Below are 17,713 nucleotides of genomic sequence, written 5' to 3' on the forward strand. Positions count from 1 at the left end.
CATGGCTTCCACGTCGATTCCCGGCACCACCCGCTATCAGGACGAGGCACACCATCCAGGGGATCTTCTCAAGATCTTTGTGCTGCCCCATTTGGGCCTCTCGGTGAGCCAGGCGGCCCGAGATCTGGGCGTGGCTCGTCAAACGCTTCACCGGATCTTCGACGGCAGCGCGAGCATCACGCCCGAAATGGCGGTGCGTCTCGAGGCCTTTTGTGGCGTGCCGGCGATGCACTGGTTGGAACTGCAATCCGCGCATGATGTCTGCGACGCTCGTACTTCGCTCGAGCAGGCGCTGACGAAAATTCCGAAACACAGGCTCTCCCGTGTTGCAATGAAGCAGCTTGGAGCAACAGATGAACGATAGTACCGTAATGCCCCAATACGCTCGCACGGGCGTCCCGGGGCTCGACGACATTCTCGTTGGCGGACTGAGCCGGGGCAACTTGTTCCTTCTCGAGGGAAGTCCGGGCACGGGCAAGACAACCATCGCGCTGAGTTTCCTGCAGGCTGGCGCCGAACTGGGGGAGCCATGCCTTTACATCACGCTCTCGGAGACGATGGAGGAACTGCGCAACGGCGCCTTGTCGCACGGATGGCGGCTCGGTCCACAGATCAGCATCTTCGAAGTCAGCCCGTCCGAAAATCTGCTTGACGCCGATCAGCAGCAGACGCTGCTCTATTCCTCCGACCTCGAGCTGGGCGAGACGACGCGGCTCATCCTCGGCGAGTTCGAGCGCGTGAAACCGAAGCGCGTGGTCATCGATAGTCTTTCGGAGATTCGCTTGCTTGCGCAAAGCTCGCTGCGCTACCGCCGGCAGATCCTGGCATTCAAGCATTACTTCGCGGGCCGCGACGCCACGGTGCTCATGCTGGACGATCTCACCTCCGATGCGGCGGACAAGACTGTGCATAGCGTGGCGCACGGCGTCATCAAACTGGAGGAGTTATCGCCGCAATATGGCGCCGAGCGCCGGCGCCTAAGGGTGCTCAAATACCGCGGTCAGCATTTTCGTGGCGGCTATCACGATTTTGCTATCCGACACGGCGGGGTGGCGGTGTTCCCGCGACTTGTCGCCGGTGAGCACCGAACCAGTTACGCGCGCACGCAAATGACAAGCGACGTTGCGGAACTCGACGCTTTGCTCGGCGGGGGTGTCGAGCAAGGATCCAGCACGCTTATTCTTGGCCCCGCAGGGACCGGCAAGAGCCTCTTCGCGATCCAATTCGTCACGGCGGCCGTGCGGCGGGGCGAAAAGGCTGCGCTCTTCGTCTTCGATGAAGAGCTCGGCCTTCTGTTCGACCGTGTGCGCCCAATGGGCATCGACCTCGAAGCCATGAGAGATGCCGGTGACCTGCACGTCGAACAACTGGACGCGGCAGAGCTGTCGCCGGGCGAGTTCGCGCATCGCGTGCGTGCGAGTGTCGACCGCGCGCGTGTAAAGACGGTTGTCATCGATAGTCTGAACGGGTATCAGGCCGCCATGCCTGAGGAAAACGCGCTCGTACTGCACGTGCACGAGTTGTTGCAGTATCTGAATCGGCAGGGCGCGAACACCTTTTTGACTGTCGCCCAGCACGGCCTCGTCGGCGACATGAAGGCGCCGGTCGACGTGACCTATCTTGCTGACACGGTCATCCTGCTTCGTTACTTCGAAGCGATCGGGCGCGTTCGACGCGCGGTGTCGGTCATCAAGAAGCGCACCGGGGCTCATGAGGAATCGATCCGCGAGTTCCGTATCGGTTCGGAGGGGCTCACGCTCGGAGAGCCGCTGGAAGATTTCCAGGGGGTGCTTCGAGGCGTGCCGACGTTCGTCGGAAAGTCGGCGCCTCTGCTGACGCCGAAGACTGCAACCAAGGACTGACGATCGCATGGCCGAAACCGAGCGATGTCCCGTGCTGCTCCTCACCCCGTCGGGACGCGACTGCGTCGTTGCGCAGGCGCTGTTGGGGGCGGCCGGGATCGACGCAGAGCCGTGCAAGAACGTAGCGCAACTCGGCGAGACGTTGAGAGACGACGTCTGCTGCGTTATCGTCGCCGACGAAGCGTTGAACGGCGCCGACCTCGCCACGCTGGCGGGATGGGTGTCGTCGCAGCCGCCGTGGTCGGACCTTCCATTTGTCGTACTCACACAGCGCAGCGGTCCCGTTCGCAGACCGATGGCCGAGCGGTTGATTACCGCACTCGGCAACGTCACGTTCATCGAGCGTCCGTTTCATCCGACGACGTTCGTAAGCGTCGTCGAAACAGCGGTGCGGGGCCGGAATCGCCAGTTCGAGGCTCGGGCTCGAATCCGAGAACTCGATGAGGGCGAAGCGCATCTTCGCATAGCACTCACGGCCGGACACCTCGGCTCCTGGAGCCTCGATCTTTCCAGCAACACGCTGACAGCATCGACGACTTGCAAAGCGATATTCGGCCGCTTGGAGACCGACAACTTTACTTATGAAGAACTGATTGCAAGCACTCATCCCGAGGATCGCGAGCGGGTGCAGGCAGCCATCGCGGTCAGCGCGGAAACCGGCTGCGACTATGCGATCGAGTATCGCAACGTCTGGCGGAACGGGACCGTGCACTGGGTTGAAGTCAGGGCGCGTGTCGTGCACGACGACCGGATCGTTCGGCTCGTCGGCGTTTGCTCCGACGTGACGCTGCGCAAAACGTCGGAAGATCAGCTGCGCCGGGTGAACGAATCGCTCGAAGTCAAGGTGCTGGAGCGCACCGCGCAACTGGAAGACGCGCATCGAACGGTGCTCGAGGAAATACGGCAGCGCGAGCACACAGAGAAGCTGCTGCGGCAGGTCCAGAAGCTCGAGATGATCGGCCAGTTGACGGGCGGCATCGCGCACGACTTCAACAATTTGCTGATGGCGATCATGGCGAATCTCGAACTCGTGCGAAAGGAAGTGCCGCCGGAAGAGCGAGTGGGTCGGTTGGTCGATGGCGCGCTGAAAGGCGCTCAACGCGGCGCCGCGCTCACTCAACGGCTGCTCGCGTTCGCGCGACAGCAGGTCCTTAAGGTCGAGCCTGTCCAGATGTCTGCGCTGGTTCACGGCATGGCCGACCTTCTGGACCGGTCGATTGGCTCTATGATCGAACTGGTCATCGATACGCCCGAAGAAGTGCCGTTTACTCGCGTCGACACAAATCAGATTGAACTGGCGATACTGAACCTGGTAGTCAATGCGCGCGATGCGATGCCCGACGGCGGCGCAATCCAAATCAGCGTCGATACCGCGCATTCTGCGGGCGATGGCGACCTGCGAGCCGGCGACTACGTGCGGGTGACAGTGAGGGACACAGGCACTGGCATGGACGCCGCGACACTCGCCAAAGCGACGGAACCCTTCTTCACGACCAAGGAAGTGGGGAAGGGCACGGGGCTTGGCCTTTCGATGATTCACGGTCTCGCGCGTCAGCTACAAGGCGCGCTTCGTCTAGAAAGCACGTATGGAAAGGGCACGCGTGCATCGCTCTGGCTTCCTGTCACGGGTCGCCCGGCTGCCGAGGAGCGTATCGCCGATGACCCGAAGGACGACGGTCCGGCCGACGCCAGCGAGCTGCGCGCCACCGTACTAGTCGTCGATGACGACCCACTTATTTTGTCAAGCACATCTTATCTCCTGCAGGACCTTGGACATGAGGTGATCGAGGCCGCATCAGGGGACGCCGCGCTCCAAGTCCTTCGCGCCGGCCAGAAAGTTGACGTTCTGCTAACTGATTTCTCAATGCCCAAGATGACCGGCGTTGAATTAGCCAATGCGGCGCGGGCACTCAGGCCCGTCCTGCCTGTCATACTCGCAACCGGCTACGCGGAACTGCCGGAGGGCACCGGAGCGGATCTACCGAGACTACGCAAGCCGTATCAACAAAGCCGGCTTCTGCAAGAGATCAGGAACGCCGTGAAAAGCTTGGAATCGCCGCAATCCGGGGCGCAGTAAGCTGTCCATCGCACGAGCCAGCGAACGGGCCGCCTTCCGGACACGTAACGGCCTTGACGGACGAAGGACGTCTGCAGAGATGGTTGCCGCTTAACGCATATGGCTGCACGAATTTACTTCCTCACCCTTCCGTTAGCTGGTTGGCCGTTGTGCTGACTTCCGCAACCGGCCGGTTTCTGCCGTTCGACCAAGTCGCAGTGAGACCGCTCCAGCGGCCGGTTCAGGTCGAGACCGGACCGACGCCGGACCGGTGTACATTGGGTTGCATCAACCGGTTGAAACGGCCCCGAACGCGTTCGTTGACAGACGACTGCCAGCTAATCAGCGGATCGGCACGCCAAGATCCTCCTCCAGGAAGCGCAGAATCGCCTCTGCCAGCGCCTCACGAGGATACGCATTCTGTGTAACGAAGAGCGCCCCGATCGTAGGGTGGGTCCGCGCAACAGGCACCGCGAGCGCCCAGTGATCCGCATTGACGTAGGCGAGAAGCGTGCTGCCGGGGACAACCTGATCGTAAAAGATGACCTGGCTGTCGTTCCGCGAGTCGACGCGCGCGAGCTTGTCATAGCTCGACTTCAGGATCGAGGAGATTCGCTCGGGCTGCGGGAACGTCACGACCGAGTAGTAATGCAGATCAGCCGGAAGCGGATGCTGCGCGAGCCACGCTTTGCGAGTCGCAGGTCTCAAACTCTCTACGGCACCACCATCGCCCGATGTGCAGGTTGCGCCCGGAACATATCGCAACAAGTCGGCCTGATATTGGTCGGCGTCGTTGGCGAGCGGGGAGCCGCCGATTGCACCGGCGGCACTCACCACCGCCGCCACGCGGCTTCGTATCTCAGGATAGGCGACCAGTGCTTCCAAAATGTCGGGCGCCCCCTTCGAATAACCAATCAACACGAGCCGCGGCGCGTCCTCCGATGCCGGCATAGCCATGATCGCGTCGCGAATTTGCCGTGCATTGTTAGTGGAACTCGACAGCGCGTCGACGTTGATGAGCGCTGCATCGAAGTCATACTCGCGAAGATGCGTCACGACGGTATCCGGCGTATCCAGCCAGGGATCGAAGCAATCGTAGCCGACGCCATGCACCACCGCCCCAATCAGGTGCCGCCTAGACTGGCCAAGTTCGACGGGCTCGCCGGTGCCAGGGGACTCTGCGCCGACCCGCGTCAGCGCTTGCTCGCACGGGCGGTAGTCGGGTAGCGCTGCACCGCGTGCTTCGAGGACCGCGCAATATATTTCCCGAAAGCGCCCTCGCTTATCCATGACGCCAGCCTGAGACGCGGGCATGAGAACCATCGGGGGTGTATCGGCCGAGTACGGGATAAGCGGCTTCGCCGCGCATGCGCCGAAGAGAACGCACGACGTGATCGTCGCTAACCGAGCGCTGATCTGGCGGCACGCATCGAAGGCAGCGGCAACCTGACGCTTGAATTGAATGAGCGCCCATCTCGATCTCGAGTCACTGACTCGCATTGCCGGTTGCTCCAGTTTGACGAGTATCTGGCTCTTCCAGATAGGGGACCCACTCAAGAAAATCGACATCCGACAGACTCCGCGGCCGGGTGGCGAAGAACACGACCGCGCGCAATCCGTCCGTATAGTAAGTCGCACCGTCAAGGGTTATACGAGGACGAGTCGGCGGTGCGGGGCCAACACCGTTCACAAATCCGAGCTTTTCGAGGCCGCTCGAATACATCAGGTCCTGCATCAGAAAGTTGCGTGCCTCGTCGACGTTCTCGTGGAGAGTGAGGCGTTTTTTATCGCGGGGCGCAAAGCGCCCGCCGACAGGGCGGCCGACCTGCGCGACGTAGACCAGTTGTCCCTGAAAGCGGATCGGAGCGAGCCATCCCCGGATCCAGTTTGCGGGTGCCCCGGCCTGCGCCTGCTTGCGCATGACAAAGTCCGGTTCCCGACCGAAGACGCGCTGCGCGAGGTCAAACTCCCGCGCATCGCGCCGATAGTCGCGCCGCACCAGCGCTGCGCCGATGTCGGTGAGCTGGCCAATGCCAATGGCATTTAGCGGATCGGCCTGAATAGTCCCGCTCGGGTCGGTGGCACAGCATGGTAGGCGCTCGAGCGCCGCGCGCAGCGACGCCAGGTCCTGGTAGTCCGTGATTCCAGTGGCAGAGGGTGGCAGAGGGATCTGCGACAGCCGTGGATCCATCGTGCCGCCTGGCACACGCAGAAAGATCGAGAAGGGCATCAGCGTCTGGTTTCCCAGCAGATCGACATTGACGAGCTTGATGCCTTGATCGGGGTTGGTGAACAAAATGCCCGATCGTGTCTCCCCCGACGGGATGGGGTTGTTGAACCTGAGATCACGGAAATAGTCGTCCATGCGCTTGTTGCTTGCGCCGCCAAACAGCGTATGCATTGACCATGCGACTTCATGAGGTGAAAAGTAGTCCGGGTCCGTGCCCGAGCGTAAAAGCCACAGCGCCTGCGACGTCCCATTCTGCACTTCGAGCCAAAGCGGCTGCACTCCCGTTCTGTTGACGTCGGCACCATACATCCGCTTGCTGTCTTCTTCGCTAAGCACCGTTGCGCTCACGCGTACGCCGCGACTGGAGGCGCTGACCTCGCGCTGACGCAACGGCTCAGCGTCCGCCTCGGGCGGAACTTGCCATGTCGAGCAGCCGGCCAGCGCGAGCGCCAGGCATAGCGCGAGTCCTGCATTAGACCGTCGCCTGCGCAAGGTCTGCTGGATGGTCATGGCCTCGCTCCTGGCGTCACCCGCAGTACCTTGTACGGAGTGATCCACGGGAAGATTTCGATCTGCGATAACGGCCTCGGCGTGCGATCGAACACCAGCACGACGCGGAAGCCGTCGGTGTAATACGGGTCGGTCGTCAAATTCCTTCGCGGCGCAGCTTCCAACACGGCACCCACTCCCGTCACTAGTCCCATCTTGAACAGGTTCTGGGAATACGCCATGTCTTCGGTCAGCGCAGTGCGTGCCTCATCCACCTCCGGGTCGATCTTGTGTGTCGTGAACGTTGACGAGTGCCACGTCAGGCGAATCCCGATATCGCGGCTGATCTGTCCAACCCACACAGGCTTGTCGTGATAGCGCATCGTGCTGAGCCAGAGCCGCATATGGTTGCGCTGGTGAATGTCGCCCCGCGCCTTTTGAAGCGCGAGGTCTTGGGCGCGTCCGAACAGATGAAGGTCGCTCACCGGCGCGTTGACGTACGCTTGGCCCGACAACGCGGCGCTGATCATCCGCTCGATTGCCCCCGACCACTTTCGTTCCGTGAGGCTCCAGCCCCGCCGCACCAGTGCGGGAAAGGCGTCGTCGAGGCTGCCGACGATCACCAGGTTGAGCGGGTCGCCCTTCTTTGAGCCGTCCTCGTCAGTTGCGCAACAGGGCAGTGCTTCGAGCGCTTCTCGAAAGCTCGCGTCGTCCGTGTAATTTACAGTGGGCTCCTGCGGATCGGTCGCCCGTCTGAAGACCTGACTACGCTTGTAGTCGGCTTCAAACCCAGGTACGGATACGAAAACGGAGAACGTCCGAGCGTGTCCGCTCGCGACGAGATCCAGTTGCACCAGCTTCGCGCCCGCGTTGAAATTCGTCAGCACAAACCCCGCGACCGTCTCTCCGGGACGCACGGGGTTATGAAAAGCGAGACTACGGAAGCGGCGCGCGAGCTCGGAACGCTGGTCGGGCGAAGCATCGCTGCTGAAAGCCTCTGCCGCCTCCGATGCGGGAAAGAAGTTTGGATCCAGGCCGGGTGACAGGAGAAAGTAGTTGTGGTCCTCGCGATTGCGGACCTCGATCCAGACGGGCTGAATTCTTCTTTCGGCAAGCGGGACACCGTACACCGCCGCGCTTTCCTCTGAGGACAGCACGGCTGTTGAAACCTCGATGCCGGCCTCGTCGCGTGTCACGGCCCGGTTTTGGTAAGCCGGTATTGCGGCTTCTGGCGGAACCGCAGCGCAACCGACCACTAGATAGCCGACGGAAATCGCAATCAGCATCCTGGTAACGACGCTGTTCATCAAGTCAACTCCGGGGTTGACACCGTGGCGTTCGGTCGCGCGGATCAGCTAGCTAACTGCGCGCCGCCCTCACTGAGCTTGCAGGAGTACGCTACCCAGTTTAGTAGAGGTTGGGGCGCCGATGGGGTAGCGACCGTGGATCGCATCCGTGCAGCACGGAGTTGATGATCGCAAAGTCTTGATTGCTTTCCGGCCGCATCCCTAAGCGGCTTGCACGGATCGGCGCCGGCCAAATCAAAGCAGATGGCCCGCCGCGATTTCCGGGGGCGGAAGCACCGCAAAAAGATCGATCTGACAAATTCACTCACTAAGCACTGGCAAAACGCCGCCGACGCGACAGGCGTCGGTTGTCGTGGCTATGCGACAGACCGTCTGCGGATAGCAAAGCGTTGAGAGGGCGAGTGCAGGACGGCGAGTTCGCCGGCTTCCCGTCCCGACTCTGCTACAAGCATTCCTGCGCTTGCTCAGGTAACGCGCACGAACTACCCTTCGGCGAAGAACCACTCCGACATCGTCCGCGCTAGTTCGCGCACGACCTCCGCGTCGGTCCGGCCGGAGGATGCGCGCACGTGAAACGAATGATCTGCGTCGTCCACCACATGCAGCGTGGCGCGCGGCCCCAGCGTCTCGACGACCGACCTCAGCAGGTGAAGCTCGGCCAGCTTGTCGCGCGTGCCCTGCAGGAAGAGAATCGGCACCGTGACGTCCGCCAAGTGCCGCGCCCGCTCGACGCCGGGCGCCCCAGCCGGGTGCAGCGGGAACGCGACGAAAGCGAGGCCACGCACGCCATCGAGCGCGGAGATGGCTTGGGCCTGGGACGTCATGCGGCCGCCGAACGACCTGCCGCCCGCGAAGAGCGGCAGGGCTGGCAGCCGCCGGCGGGCCTCTGCGACGGCTGCCTGCACGGCAGCATGTGCCACGGCCGGCGAGTCCACCCGCCTGGAGCCCCGCTCCATGTACGGAAACTGGTAGCGCAATGTGGCGACGTTCGCCGCGGCAAGCGCGTCGGCCAAAGACGACATGCCGGCGTGCTGCATGCCCGCCCCAGCGCCGTGCGCGAAGACATATAGCGCTCGCGCGTGCTCTGGCACTTGAAGGAGCGCAGAGACCTTAGAGCCGTCGGGTAGTGCGAGCGAAAGCGATTCTGCGTCGTCCATGGTATTCAGGTCGTGTCGGTGTGGTCTTTGCGCCGATTCTGCATCAATGAGGCATCGGGAGCCGCTTGTGGCAGCTTCCGGCAAGGCATTGCCCGGGCGGACTTTGCCGGCCGATCCATGGAGCGCGCATCGCGGAGGGCGCCGCAGTCGCGATGTGTCGGTTGACGACCGAAAGCCCGACAGCAATGTGATCTGCGCTTCGAGACATTCGCGTAATAGCACGCCTGCATCATTGTTAGCGAGCTGTTACGACACTGCAAGCAGCGTCAAAGGAAGTTCGCGGAGGGCGGTTCATCTATCGGGCTCCCTGAAAGAGCAGGTCCGGCAGCAAGAAGCTGTTAGTCGACGCATGGTTGGCCGCGTATGGCCGCGACGCGGGTACGTCGCTCGCTAACGCCGGGACCATCGAGCGGCAGCGCGTTCGACGCTGCGCTAGCGTCGGCTCGATCCCGCCTGATGTGCCGCGAACAGACACAGCATCTCGTACATCATCGTTGCGGCGACGAGCGCGGTGTTGCCGCTCGGATCATACGGCGGCGACACTTCAACCACATCGCCGCCGACCCAGTTCAACCCGTCGAGTCCGCGCAGCAACGCAAGCGTTTCGCGCGTCGTCAATCCGCCGATTTCCGGCGTGCCGGTGCCAGGTGTGAACACCGGATCGAGACCATCGACATCGAGCGAAAGATACACGGGCGCATCGCCGACCACGCGCCGCGCTTCTTCGACGATCGCCGCCGGGCCGCGTTCCTCGAACTCTTCGATGAACACCACGCGCATGCCGTGATCCAACGAATAACGCCAGCCTTCGTCGGTATTCTGCGCGCCGCGTATGCCGATCTGAATCGTGCGCGTGGGATCGAGAAGACCCGCTTCGACCGCGCGTCGGAACGGCGCGCCGTGCGTGAATTTCGAGCCCTTGAACGCGTCCCACGTGTCCGTGTGCGCGTCGATATGCACGAGCGCGAGCGGTTGCTTCGGCACGATCGCCTGAAAGACCGGATAGGTGATCGAGTGATCGCCGCCCGCGATCAGCGCTATCTTCCCCGCGCGGAATACTGGCTCGAAAAAGCGGCGGATATCGGCGTGCGCGGCTTCTAGATCGTAGAGATGCTCAAAGGGCACATCGCCGATATCGGCGACGCGGCACGCTTCGAACGGATTGAATCGCGTGACGTGATGAATCGCGCGCATCATCGTGGACATGTTGCGGATCTCGCGCGGCCCGAAGCGTGCGCCAGGACGCGCGGTGACACCGCCATCGAAGGGCACGCCCGCCAGCGCGATATCGAGCGCCGCGAGGTCGCGCTCGAACGGCACGCGCATGAAAGTGGGAATGCCGGCGAAGCGCGGCAACTGCATCTGCGAAAGATCGGTGCTGGCCATGATGAGTTCCCGCTGATCAGAACGTGGGCGGCGTGTTGACCCAGAGTATGCGCGTCACCGCATCGCCCGGATTGCGATAGCTGTGCGGCTCGGTGCTCGGAAAATAGAACGAATCGCCCGCCTTGAGCGAATAGCTCTGATCGCCGAGCGTGAGTTCCAGTTCGCCTTCGAGCACATAACCCAACTCTTCGCCGACGTGATGAATCTGCTCGTCGCTGCGCGCGAGCGGCTCCAGTACGTGGATGTCGCCCTGAAGCAACTGGCCCGGACTCGGCACGACAAGGCGTTCGAGCATGATGGAGCCCTCGGCACGTCTGCGTTTGCCGGCCGCCGGAGCGGCCCGCGCGCCCGGAAAGCGCACCGAGGGCCGCTCGCTCGCACGCTGAACGGGCGAAGCCGTGAGGGTCGGCGCGGACAGCAGTGCCGCGATGTTGGTGTCGAGCGCAATGGCGAGCTTGTGCAGCATGGCGAGCGAAGGCGTCGCGTGGCCGCCTTCGACCTTCGACAGAAGACTTTCCGAGCAACCCGCCGCTCCCGCGAGCACCTTGAGCGTCATCTGTCGCACCATGCGCGCATGACGCAGACGCGTGCCGAGGCCATCGGCGGCGGACGCCGGCGCGGCGTTGGCTTTAGGTGAAGTACGCGCTGCAGTTGAGGAAGGTCGTTTGCTGGCCACGAATGAACACCATCGAAAAGAAGAAGGGCGCGCTTATGCGAGCACCGTGAACTCGACTTCGAGCGGGTTGAGCGCGTTGATCGGAATGATATCCTGCGGGCACGCCGACATGACCACGACGCAGTCCATCGCGGCCCTGATATCCACGTAATCGCCGGACTTCGACACGGGCGGCAGCCAGTCAATCGAATAATCCGGCTTGACGGGAATGTTCATCCAAAGATTGAACGGCTGGGGCACTTCCTTCGTGCGCAAGCCAATAGCCTTCAGCGCAAGCCGCAGGTTGTCCGCGCAGTTGTCGTGATAGTGCTCGACGCCGAGATTGCGATAGCGGTACAGATCGCACGCGGCGATGAGCGTATCGTGCACGCCCGGCGACGTATCCGTGACGAGTTCGGCAATCGGGCGGCGCTGGTTGGTCACGAGCGGATCGCCCGGCTGCGGAATGATCTTGTCGATGAACGCGCGCGTATGTTCGAACGACAGAAACTCGTTCAGATGCTGCGCGTTGAAGATCCACGTATCGCACACTTGCGTGCCGTGCGGATTGGCGATGCGGATGGTCTGCCCGGCCTTCACGCGCACCGCGCGGCCGCAGCGCGCGGGCACCGTATACGTCATGCCGATTTCAGGCGTGCCGTCCGGCGAGATGGGTTCGTTGAGCGTGGCGTTGACGCCGGTTTCCTGGCCGTTGTCTTCGGTGCTTGCAAGAGTCGTTGCGGATGCGTTCATGTGGGCTCCTTCAGTCGTTGCAGAGTGTGGTGAGGCAATGAGCGAGCGCGCGTGCGCCGAGCACGAGATGTCCGGCGTCCGTCGCTTCGGCGGGGTTGTGGCTGATGCCGTCTATGCTGGGCACAAAGATCATTCCGCTCGGGCAATGTTTCGCGAGATACATGGCGTCGTGGAATGCGCCCGAGGTCAGATGCAGCGCGCGGGTATCGAGCGCGCGGCAGGCTTCGTCGATGCGCGACAACACGGACGGATTGAACGCGACGGGCGCATGGGCGAACAGCGCTTCGATGCGCGCGCCATGAGATTGCGCGATGGCCTGCGCGTGTTCATCGAACGCGCCGAGCACGCGCGCGTCCGGATGGCGGAAGTCGACGGTGAAACTCACCGCCGACGGAATCGTGTTGATCGAATTCGGCGCGATGTTCCAGCGGCCGAACGTGACGCGCGTATCGGCGCGGCCGAGTTCATGGGCGATGGCATCGAGTTCCCGATGCAGCGCGATGGCGAGCGTCATCGCGTCGCGGCGCAGTGGCATCGGCGTGGTGCCCGCGTGGGCGGCGATGCCCTGCACATGGAACGCGTACCAGCGCACGCCCTGAATGCCGCTGACGACAGCGAGCGGCACCTCGGCCTTTTCGAGTTGCGGACCTTGTTCGATATGCAGTTCGACGAAGGCATGCGCGGCGTCTTGCTGCGCGCGCGGCGGCAGTTCGGGGAACGCGCTGACGTGGCGTTGCAGCGCCGCGCTCAGGGTTGTGCCTTCGGCGTCCTGCACGTGCGCATAACGCGCCATCCGCGACGGCTCCACGAAGGCGCTCGATCCCATCGCGCCCGGCGAGAAGCGCGTGCCTTCCTCGTTGGTCCAGATCGCGACTTCGAGCGGGCGGCGCGTGGGCACGTTCGCATCGTTCAACGCGGCGAGCACTTCGAAGCCCGCAAGCACGCCGTAACATCCGTCGAGCTTGCCGCCGGCAGGTTGCGTGTCGATGTGGCTGCCGGTCATCACCGGCGCAAGTGCTGCGTCGCCCTCGCGGCGGAAAAACAGATTCGCGCACGCATCCACATGCACGCTGCAGCCGAGCGCACGCGCGCGGTCGATCAGAAAGCGCCGCGCTTCGATATCGCGTTCGCCGAGCGCGGGGCGGTCCACGCCGCCGTCATCGCGCGCGCCGAATGCAGCGAGGGCTTCGATCGATTCGAGCAGGCGTGCCGCGTTCACGAAATGCGCCACTTGTCTTGCGCTCACGATGTCACTCCTTCGCTCACGAAATCGAGGCTGCGTTCCAGCCACGGTTTAAGGAACTGCTGCAAGCGCGGTGTGCGCGTATTGCCGAACAGTTGCGCGGGCGGTCCGGCTTCGACGATTTTCCCGGCTTCCATGAACACGACCTTGTCGGAGATCTTCGCGGCGAAGCTCATCTCGTGCGTGACCATCACCATCGTCATGCCTTCCTGCGCGAGCGAACGGATCACGTTGAGTACTTCCTCGACAAGTTCGGGATCGAGCGCGGATGTGGGTTCGTCGAGCAGAATCACTTCGGGTTCGATGGCCAGCGCCCGCGCGATGCCCACGCGCTGCTGCTGCCCGCCGCTCAGCCGCGCGGGATACGCGTCCGCCTTGTGCTCGAGACCGACACGCGTGAGCGCGGCCAACGCTTTCGTGCGCGCGTCGCGCCTGCTCATCTTCTTGGCGAGCACGAGCGGCGTCGCGACGTTGTCCAGCGCGTTCATGTGCGGCCAGAGATTGAATTGCTGGAAGACCATCGAAATAGGACGGCGCACGTCGGCGATGCTGGCTTCGCTGTCACGATCCTTCGCCGTGCGTCCTGTCGATCGATAGCCCAGCAACTGGCCTTTGATCCACACTTCGCCTTCGTCATAGGCTTCGAGAAAATTCATGCAGCGCAGCGCGGTGGTCTTGCCCGAACCGGACGGCCCGATCAGCGTGACGATCTCGCCGCGCATCACATCCAGGTCGATGCCCTTGAGCACGCGGTTCTCGCCGTACGACTTGCCCACGGCGCGCAGCTTGAGAATCGGAAGGTCGCTCATGATGTCTTCTTCAGAAACGGAATGCGGGAAGTCGCGGCCTGCGCGATCAGCGACACGGCTTGCGTCAGCAGCCAGTAACATGCGATCAGCAGCGCATACGGACCGATATACGTGTAGCTCGATGCGACGATATCGCTGGCCGTCATCGTCAATTCGGGCACCGTGATGATCGACGCGACCGCACTCTCCTTGATGACGAGAATCGTCTGGTTCGCGATCAGCGGCGCCGCGAACGCGAGCGCCTGCGGCAGCTCGATGGAGCGGAACGCGTCTCGCCGGCTCACGCCGAAAGCGGCGGCGGCTTCGAGCTGACCGCGCGGAACGCTCGCCCATGCCGCGCGAAAAAGCTCCGCGAAATAAGCGCTCGAATAGAACGCGAGCGAAAGGATCGTGGCCTGCACGGCCGACAACGTCACGCCTAAAACCGGCAGCCCGAAGTACACGATCACGAGTTGCGACAGATAAGGCGTGCCGCGCACCAGCCACACGAACGCGCCATAGACGAGCGCGAACGGACGGCCGAACGCGAGCCGGATCGCATTGATCGCGAAGCCCGCGACGATGCCGATGAACGCCGCCAGCACGCTCACTTCGAGCGTGATGCCCATCGCTTCGATGAAGCGCGGAACGAGTGCGATGAAGTTGTTCATGCCGATGCCTCACGGACGCCGTGCCACACGCAGCGCGTACACATGACCCGCGCCCGCGAGCAGCGACGTGATTGCCAGATAGAACATCGCCGCCAGCGCGTACACTTCGAGCGGCCGATACGTCGATGACGAAAGCTGCTGTCCGACGCGCATCAGATCCGTTACGGATATCACCGACACCACCGCCGACGCCTTGACGATATCGATCATTTCGGAGACGAGCGCGGGCAGTGTCGCGCGCACGACTTGCGGCACTTCGATATGCCACAAGGTCTGACGCCGCGTGAGATTGAAGGTCGATGCCGCCTCGATCTGCCCGGGCGCGATGGAGCGAAAACCCGCGCCCAGAATCTGCGACTGATACGCGCCCGTGTTGAGCGACAGCCCGATCGCGGCGGCAGCGAGCCCCGGTAACTCGAGCCCGAGCGCGGACGGCACGTAGTAGAACACCAACAGTTGCGCGAGTACGGGCGTGCCGCGCAGCAGGCTCACGTACACGCGCGCCGTGCCGCGCATTAGCCGGCTGTCGCTGACCGACATCGTGTAGACGAACACGCCGACGAAGAAGCCGCAGCAGACAGCAACCGCCGACAGCACGAGTGTCGTCAGCGCGCCGTCGAGCAGTTGCGGCAAGTAGCCGATGCAGCGCGTAAGCAGATCGGGACCGTTCATCGCGATGTCAGATAGACGGTGCGGGAAGCGTGGCCGGAACGTCCATCGTCGAGCCGAACCATTTCTCCTGAAGCTTCTTCATGGTGCCGTCGCTGTTCGCTCTCGCGATGCCATCGCTGAAGAGCTTGAGGAGGGCAGCGCTGTCGGCGTCCTTGCGTGCGACCCAGGCGAAGTACCTCTTCGGACCGATGGTCTGCGGCAACACCGCGAAAACGCCCGGACGCGACTTCAGCAATGGCCCGAGATTGGCGACGGACTGCGCGACGGCATCGAGCCGGCCGACGGCGAGGTCGGCATAGGCTTCGTCGAACGCGACGTATTGCTTGATCTGCTTGATGCCGGGACCGCCGGCTTCCTTCAGCTTCTTGTCGAGCGCCATCAGCGCCTGCAATTGTGCAGAGCCGGTCTGCGAGCCGACCACCTTGCCGTTCAGATCGTTCGGCGCTTTGATGGAGGTATCGGCGGAGCGGGTGAGTACGCCGGTGGTCGCGTCGGCGACGGGAACAGTGAAGGCGAAATGATCGGCGCGGTCCTTGTTGACGGTCACGGCCGTCACGACGAGGTCGAAGCGCTTTGCATCGAGACCGGGCAGCAGACCCTGGAAGGGCAGGTCGAGCTGCTTGACCTTCACATCGGGCAGAGACTTGAGGACGTAGGCCATCAGATCGGCGTCATAGCCGACGATCTTGCCGTTATCGACGTATTCGAAGGGCGCGTAACGCGCTTCCGTCGCGATCGTGATTTCCTTGTTCGATTTGATGCGGGCTAGCAGATCTTCCGCGTGCGCAAGCGACGGCGCGGCGGCGTTGAGCGCGAGCGCGCCCGTCAGTGCGGCCAGCAAATGGCGAAGACGTTTGTTCATGACACTCCCCTTGCGTATGGGCTATGTTGAAGGCAATCGGAATTCCATTCAAGCAACTTGAATGTAATTCATTATGCATGAAGTGTGCCAACGCGAAGCGCCCGGACCTGCGGGGCTTCGTCTTCCGACATGCACTGAAAGGGGGGTGTAGAAGCGGGCGAATGCACCGCCGCGCACGGCGATGCACCGGTTTGAAGTATGAAGGGAGTGATTGCGAGAGTCAGTGGGGTCCGCAATAGGGACGCAAGACGTCACACGAGCGACAGGGCGTCCGGCGGCCGCGGCTTAACCGGCAGCGGGGACATGGAGATGGATCCTCGATGCGTCGCGCGCAAGGGTTCGACTAGCAAGCTCGCAACGTTTCGTCAGTCTGGAGATTGCGAACTCGGGTACCCGGCGTACGATCGTACGTTCCGCGCGATCGACGCCCATCGTCCTGCTGCAAAATTGGCACTCGGCCTGAAGCTCGGCCGCCGCCAGGGCGGTCGCAACCAGCCGTGCTTGTTCCCGACGATGCGCCGCGACGGAAGAATGCGCGCCGGCTGGTGTCGCGGTGCGGCAGACATCGCGTAAGGCGCAATCGGCGGGAAGCACGGTCTCCAGTTCGTCGCGAACGAATCGCCATGCGCCCTGATTGCGGTCTTCCTCCTGCGCCCAAACGATGCTGCGCAAGCTGGTGAACCGGGCGAGCACGCGCCGGAGTGGGTCATGCGGAACGGATAGAGCTGCTCGATGCGGATGATCGCCGTCGATTCGTCGCCGGACCCGTCGCGAGCATCGCGCAATTCGTAGTAGAACTTTCCGCTGCATAGGACGACGCGTTCAACCGCACTTGCATCTGCGATGCGTTCGTCGCCCAGTACGCATTGAAATGCGCCATCGATCATCTCGCGCAGCGTCGAGTGCGACGCGACGTTGCCGTAAAGCTTCGACTTCGGAGACATGACGATGAGCGGCGTCCGACGTTTGGTCGTCGCCTGCTGGCGAAGCAGATGGAACCATTGCGCCGAGGTCGAAGGTACGACAATCCGCATGTTTTCGTCCGCGCGAAGCTGCAGGAAGCGGCCGAGATAGCCGCTCGAATGCTCCGGACCGACGCCCTCATGGCCATGCGGCAGCAATACGGCGAGCGCCGACTCATAACCCCACTTGAACTCACCGGCCGCGATGTACTGATCGATGAAAACCTGCGCGCCGTTGACGAAGTCAACGTACTGCGCTTCCCAGACAGTCATCGTGGTCTTCGTTTGAACACTGTAGCCATACTCGAATCCAAGCACGGCCTCTTCGGTCAGCGGCGAGTTCACGATGTCGAACCGTCCCTGCCTTGCGGCGATGCCACTGAGCGGCACATGACGGTGGTGAGTGCACGTCAAGCACGAAGACGCGGCCGAAGCGCGCGCCCAAATCGCCATAGAGCTTCCCGGTGAGCAACAATTTCAAACAGGAAGCGCGGCTAATTTCCATTCTTGGCTTTACATAATCAACATTATCAGAGTTTTAAGTGTCACGGCAAAGTTGTAATGTCGTACTTGAGCAAAGTACAGATGTCGCACCGCAGGTATTTCGAGGGCAAGCTGGA

15 protein-coding genes and 1 pseudogene are annotated in these 17,713 nt (G+C 62.6%); 3 read left to right on the forward strand and 13 right to left on the reverse strand.

The features are described from left to right. Position 1 precedes the first annotated feature (1 nt). From NCS02_RS34390 to NCS02_RS34400, 3 genes are read left to right on the forward strand one after another with little or no spacing between them, the layout of a single operon-like run. Positions 2 to 364 (forward strand): HigA family addiction module antitoxin, encoded by a 363-nt coding sequence (locus NCS02_RS34390; protein ID WP_008345543.1) that lies wholly within the window; start codon positions 2 to 4, stop codon positions 362 to 364. Further along, positions 354 to 1,862, forward strand: coding sequence for an ATPase domain-containing protein (locus NCS02_RS34395; protein ID WP_033535654.1), 1,509 nt, complete (start codon positions 354 to 356; stop codon positions 1,860 to 1,862). Before NCS02_RS34390 ends, NCS02_RS34395 begins: the two co-directional genes overlap by 11 nt. Positions 1,863 to 1,869: 7 nt before the next feature. Next, on the forward strand, positions 1,870 to 3,939 hold the full coding sequence (locus NCS02_RS34400; protein WP_250520565.1) for a hybrid sensor histidine kinase/response regulator: 2,070 nt from the start codon (positions 1,870 to 1,872) through the stop codon (positions 3,937 to 3,939). 321 nt (positions 3,940 to 4,260) lie between these two features. Here the strand turns inward: NCS02_RS34400 and NCS02_RS34405 are convergent, their stop codons facing one another. The 13 genes and pseudogenes from NCS02_RS34405 to NCS02_RS34465 form a co-directional block, all read right to left on the reverse strand. Continuing rightward, on the reverse strand, positions 4,261 to 5,418 hold the full coding sequence (locus NCS02_RS34405) for a hypothetical protein (protein WP_502800923.1): 1,158 nt from the start codon (positions 5,416 to 5,418) through the stop codon (positions 4,261 to 4,263). Further along, positions 5,405 to 6,658, reverse strand: coding sequence for an LssY C-terminal domain-containing protein (locus NCS02_RS34410; protein ID WP_250442248.1), 1,254 nt, complete (start codon positions 6,656 to 6,658; stop codon positions 5,405 to 5,407). Before NCS02_RS34410 ends, NCS02_RS34405 begins: the two co-directional genes overlap by 14 nt. After that, positions 6,655 to 7,944 (reverse strand): LssY C-terminal domain-containing protein, encoded by a 1,290-nt coding sequence (locus tag NCS02_RS34415; RefSeq protein ID WP_175982114.1) that lies wholly within the window; start codon positions 7,942 to 7,944, stop codon positions 6,655 to 6,657. The genes NCS02_RS34410 and NCS02_RS34415 overlap by 4 nt, the downstream gene beginning before the upstream one ends. A 482-nt stretch (positions 7,945 to 8,426) precedes the next feature. Then, positions 8,427 to 9,101, reverse strand: a complete 675-nt coding sequence (locus tag NCS02_RS34420) for an alpha/beta hydrolase family protein (protein WP_008345536.1) — start codon at positions 9,099 to 9,101, stop codon at positions 8,427 to 8,429. A 432-nt stretch (positions 9,102 to 9,533) separates the two neighbouring features. Continuing rightward, positions 9,534 to 10,487: an agmatinase gene (gene speB, locus NCS02_RS34425; protein WP_250520567.1), complete on the reverse strand. Its 954-nt coding sequence runs from the start codon at positions 10,485 to 10,487 to the stop codon at positions 9,534 to 9,536. 16 nt (positions 10,488 to 10,503) lie between these two features. Further along, complete coding sequence (locus NCS02_RS34430; protein WP_008345534.1) at positions 10,504 to 11,055, reverse strand: cupin domain-containing protein; 552 nt, start codon at positions 11,053 to 11,055, stop codon at positions 10,504 to 10,506. A 141-nt stretch (positions 11,056 to 11,196) separates the two neighbouring features. Further along, positions 11,197 to 11,895, reverse strand: coding sequence for a DUF1989 domain-containing protein (locus NCS02_RS34435; RefSeq protein WP_008345533.1), 699 nt, complete (start codon positions 11,893 to 11,895; stop codon positions 11,197 to 11,199). A gap of 10 nt (positions 11,896 to 11,905) precedes the next feature. Next, positions 11,906 to 13,141, reverse strand: a complete 1,236-nt coding sequence (locus tag NCS02_RS34440; protein WP_250520568.1) for a M20 family metallo-hydrolase — start codon at positions 13,139 to 13,141, stop codon at positions 11,906 to 11,908. Beyond that, entirely contained in the window at positions 13,138 to 13,947 is an 810-nt protein-coding gene (locus tag NCS02_RS34445; protein WP_008345531.1) for an amino acid ABC transporter ATP-binding protein, read from the reverse strand. Before NCS02_RS34445 ends, NCS02_RS34440 begins: the two co-directional genes overlap by 4 nt. Beyond that, positions 13,944 to 14,597, reverse strand: a complete 654-nt coding sequence (locus tag NCS02_RS34450) for an amino acid ABC transporter permease (RefSeq protein WP_250520569.1) — start codon at positions 14,595 to 14,597, stop codon at positions 13,944 to 13,946. Before NCS02_RS34450 ends, NCS02_RS34445 begins: the two co-directional genes overlap by 4 nt. Before the next feature lie 9 nt (positions 14,598 to 14,606). Beyond that, complete coding sequence (locus tag NCS02_RS34455) at positions 14,607 to 15,269, reverse strand: amino acid ABC transporter permease (protein WP_008345528.1); 663 nt, start codon at positions 15,267 to 15,269, stop codon at positions 14,607 to 14,609. 7 nt (positions 15,270 to 15,276) lie between these two features. Continuing rightward, positions 15,277 to 16,131 (reverse strand): transporter substrate-binding domain-containing protein, encoded by an 855-nt coding sequence (locus NCS02_RS34460; RefSeq protein ID WP_250520570.1) that lies wholly within the window; start codon positions 16,129 to 16,131, stop codon positions 15,277 to 15,279. A gap of 471 nt (positions 16,132 to 16,602) precedes the next feature. Further along, positions 16,603 to 17,489: pseudogene (locus tag NCS02_RS34465) on the reverse strand (2-oxoglutarate dehydrogenase E1 component); the annotation flags it as partial. Positions 17,490 to 17,713 lie beyond the last annotated feature (224 nt).

This window comes from Caballeronia sp. NCF2 (genome assembly GCF_023631205.1).
GTDB classification, from domain to species: Bacteria; Pseudomonadota; Gammaproteobacteria; order Burkholderiales; family Burkholderiaceae; genus Caballeronia; species Caballeronia zhejiangensis.

Bases quoted from the DNA above. Each gene is read 5' to 3' on its own strand.
- NCS02_RS34460 (WP_250520570.1), bottom strand. From the start codon at position 16,131: ATGAACAAACGTCTTCGCCATTTGCTGGCCGCACTGACGGGCGCGCTC.
- NCS02_RS34400 (WP_250520565.1), top strand. From the start codon at position 1,870: ATGGCCGAAACCGAGCGATGTCCCGTGCTGCTCCTCACCCCGTCGGGA.
- speB (WP_250520567.1), bottom strand. From the start codon at position 10,487: ATGGCCAGCACCGATCTTTCGCAGATGCAGTTGCCGCGCTTCGCCGGC.
- NCS02_RS34405 (WP_502800923.1), bottom strand. From the start codon at position 5,418: ATGCGAGTCAGTGACTCGAGATCGAGATGGGCGCTCATTCAATTCAAG.
- NCS02_RS34450 (WP_250520569.1), bottom strand. From the start codon at position 14,597: ATGAACAACTTCATCGCACTCGTTCCGCGCTTCATCGAAGCGATGGGC.
- NCS02_RS34395 (WP_033535654.1), top strand. From the start codon at position 354: ATGAACGATAGTACCGTAATGCCCCAATACGCTCGCACGGGCGTCCCG.
- NCS02_RS34420 (WP_008345536.1), bottom strand. From the start codon at position 9,101: ATGGACGACGCAGAATCGCTTTCGCTCGCACTACCCGACGGCTCTAAG.
- NCS02_RS34410 (WP_250442248.1), bottom strand. From the start codon at position 6,658: ATGACCATCCAGCAGACCTTGCGCAGGCGACGGTCTAATGCAGGACTC.
- NCS02_RS34390 (WP_008345543.1), top strand. From the start codon at position 2: ATGGCTTCCACGTCGATTCCCGGCACCACCCGCTATCAGGACGAGGCA.
- NCS02_RS34435 (WP_008345533.1), bottom strand. From the start codon at position 11,895: ATGAACGCATCCGCAACGACTCTTGCAAGCACCGAAGACAACGGCCAG.
- NCS02_RS34445 (WP_008345531.1), bottom strand. From the start codon at position 13,947: ATGAGCGACCTTCCGATTCTCAAGCTGCGCGCCGTGGGCAAGTCGTAC.
- NCS02_RS34430 (WP_008345534.1), bottom strand. From the start codon at position 11,055: ATGGTGCGACAGATGACGCTCAAGGTGCTCGCGGGAGCGGCGGGTTGC.
- NCS02_RS34415 (WP_175982114.1), bottom strand. From the start codon at position 7,944: ATGAACAGCGTCGTTACCAGGATGCTGATTGCGATTTCCGTCGGCTAT.
- NCS02_RS34455 (WP_008345528.1), bottom strand. From the start codon at position 15,269: ATGAACGGTCCCGATCTGCTTACGCGCTGCATCGGCTACTTGCCGCAA.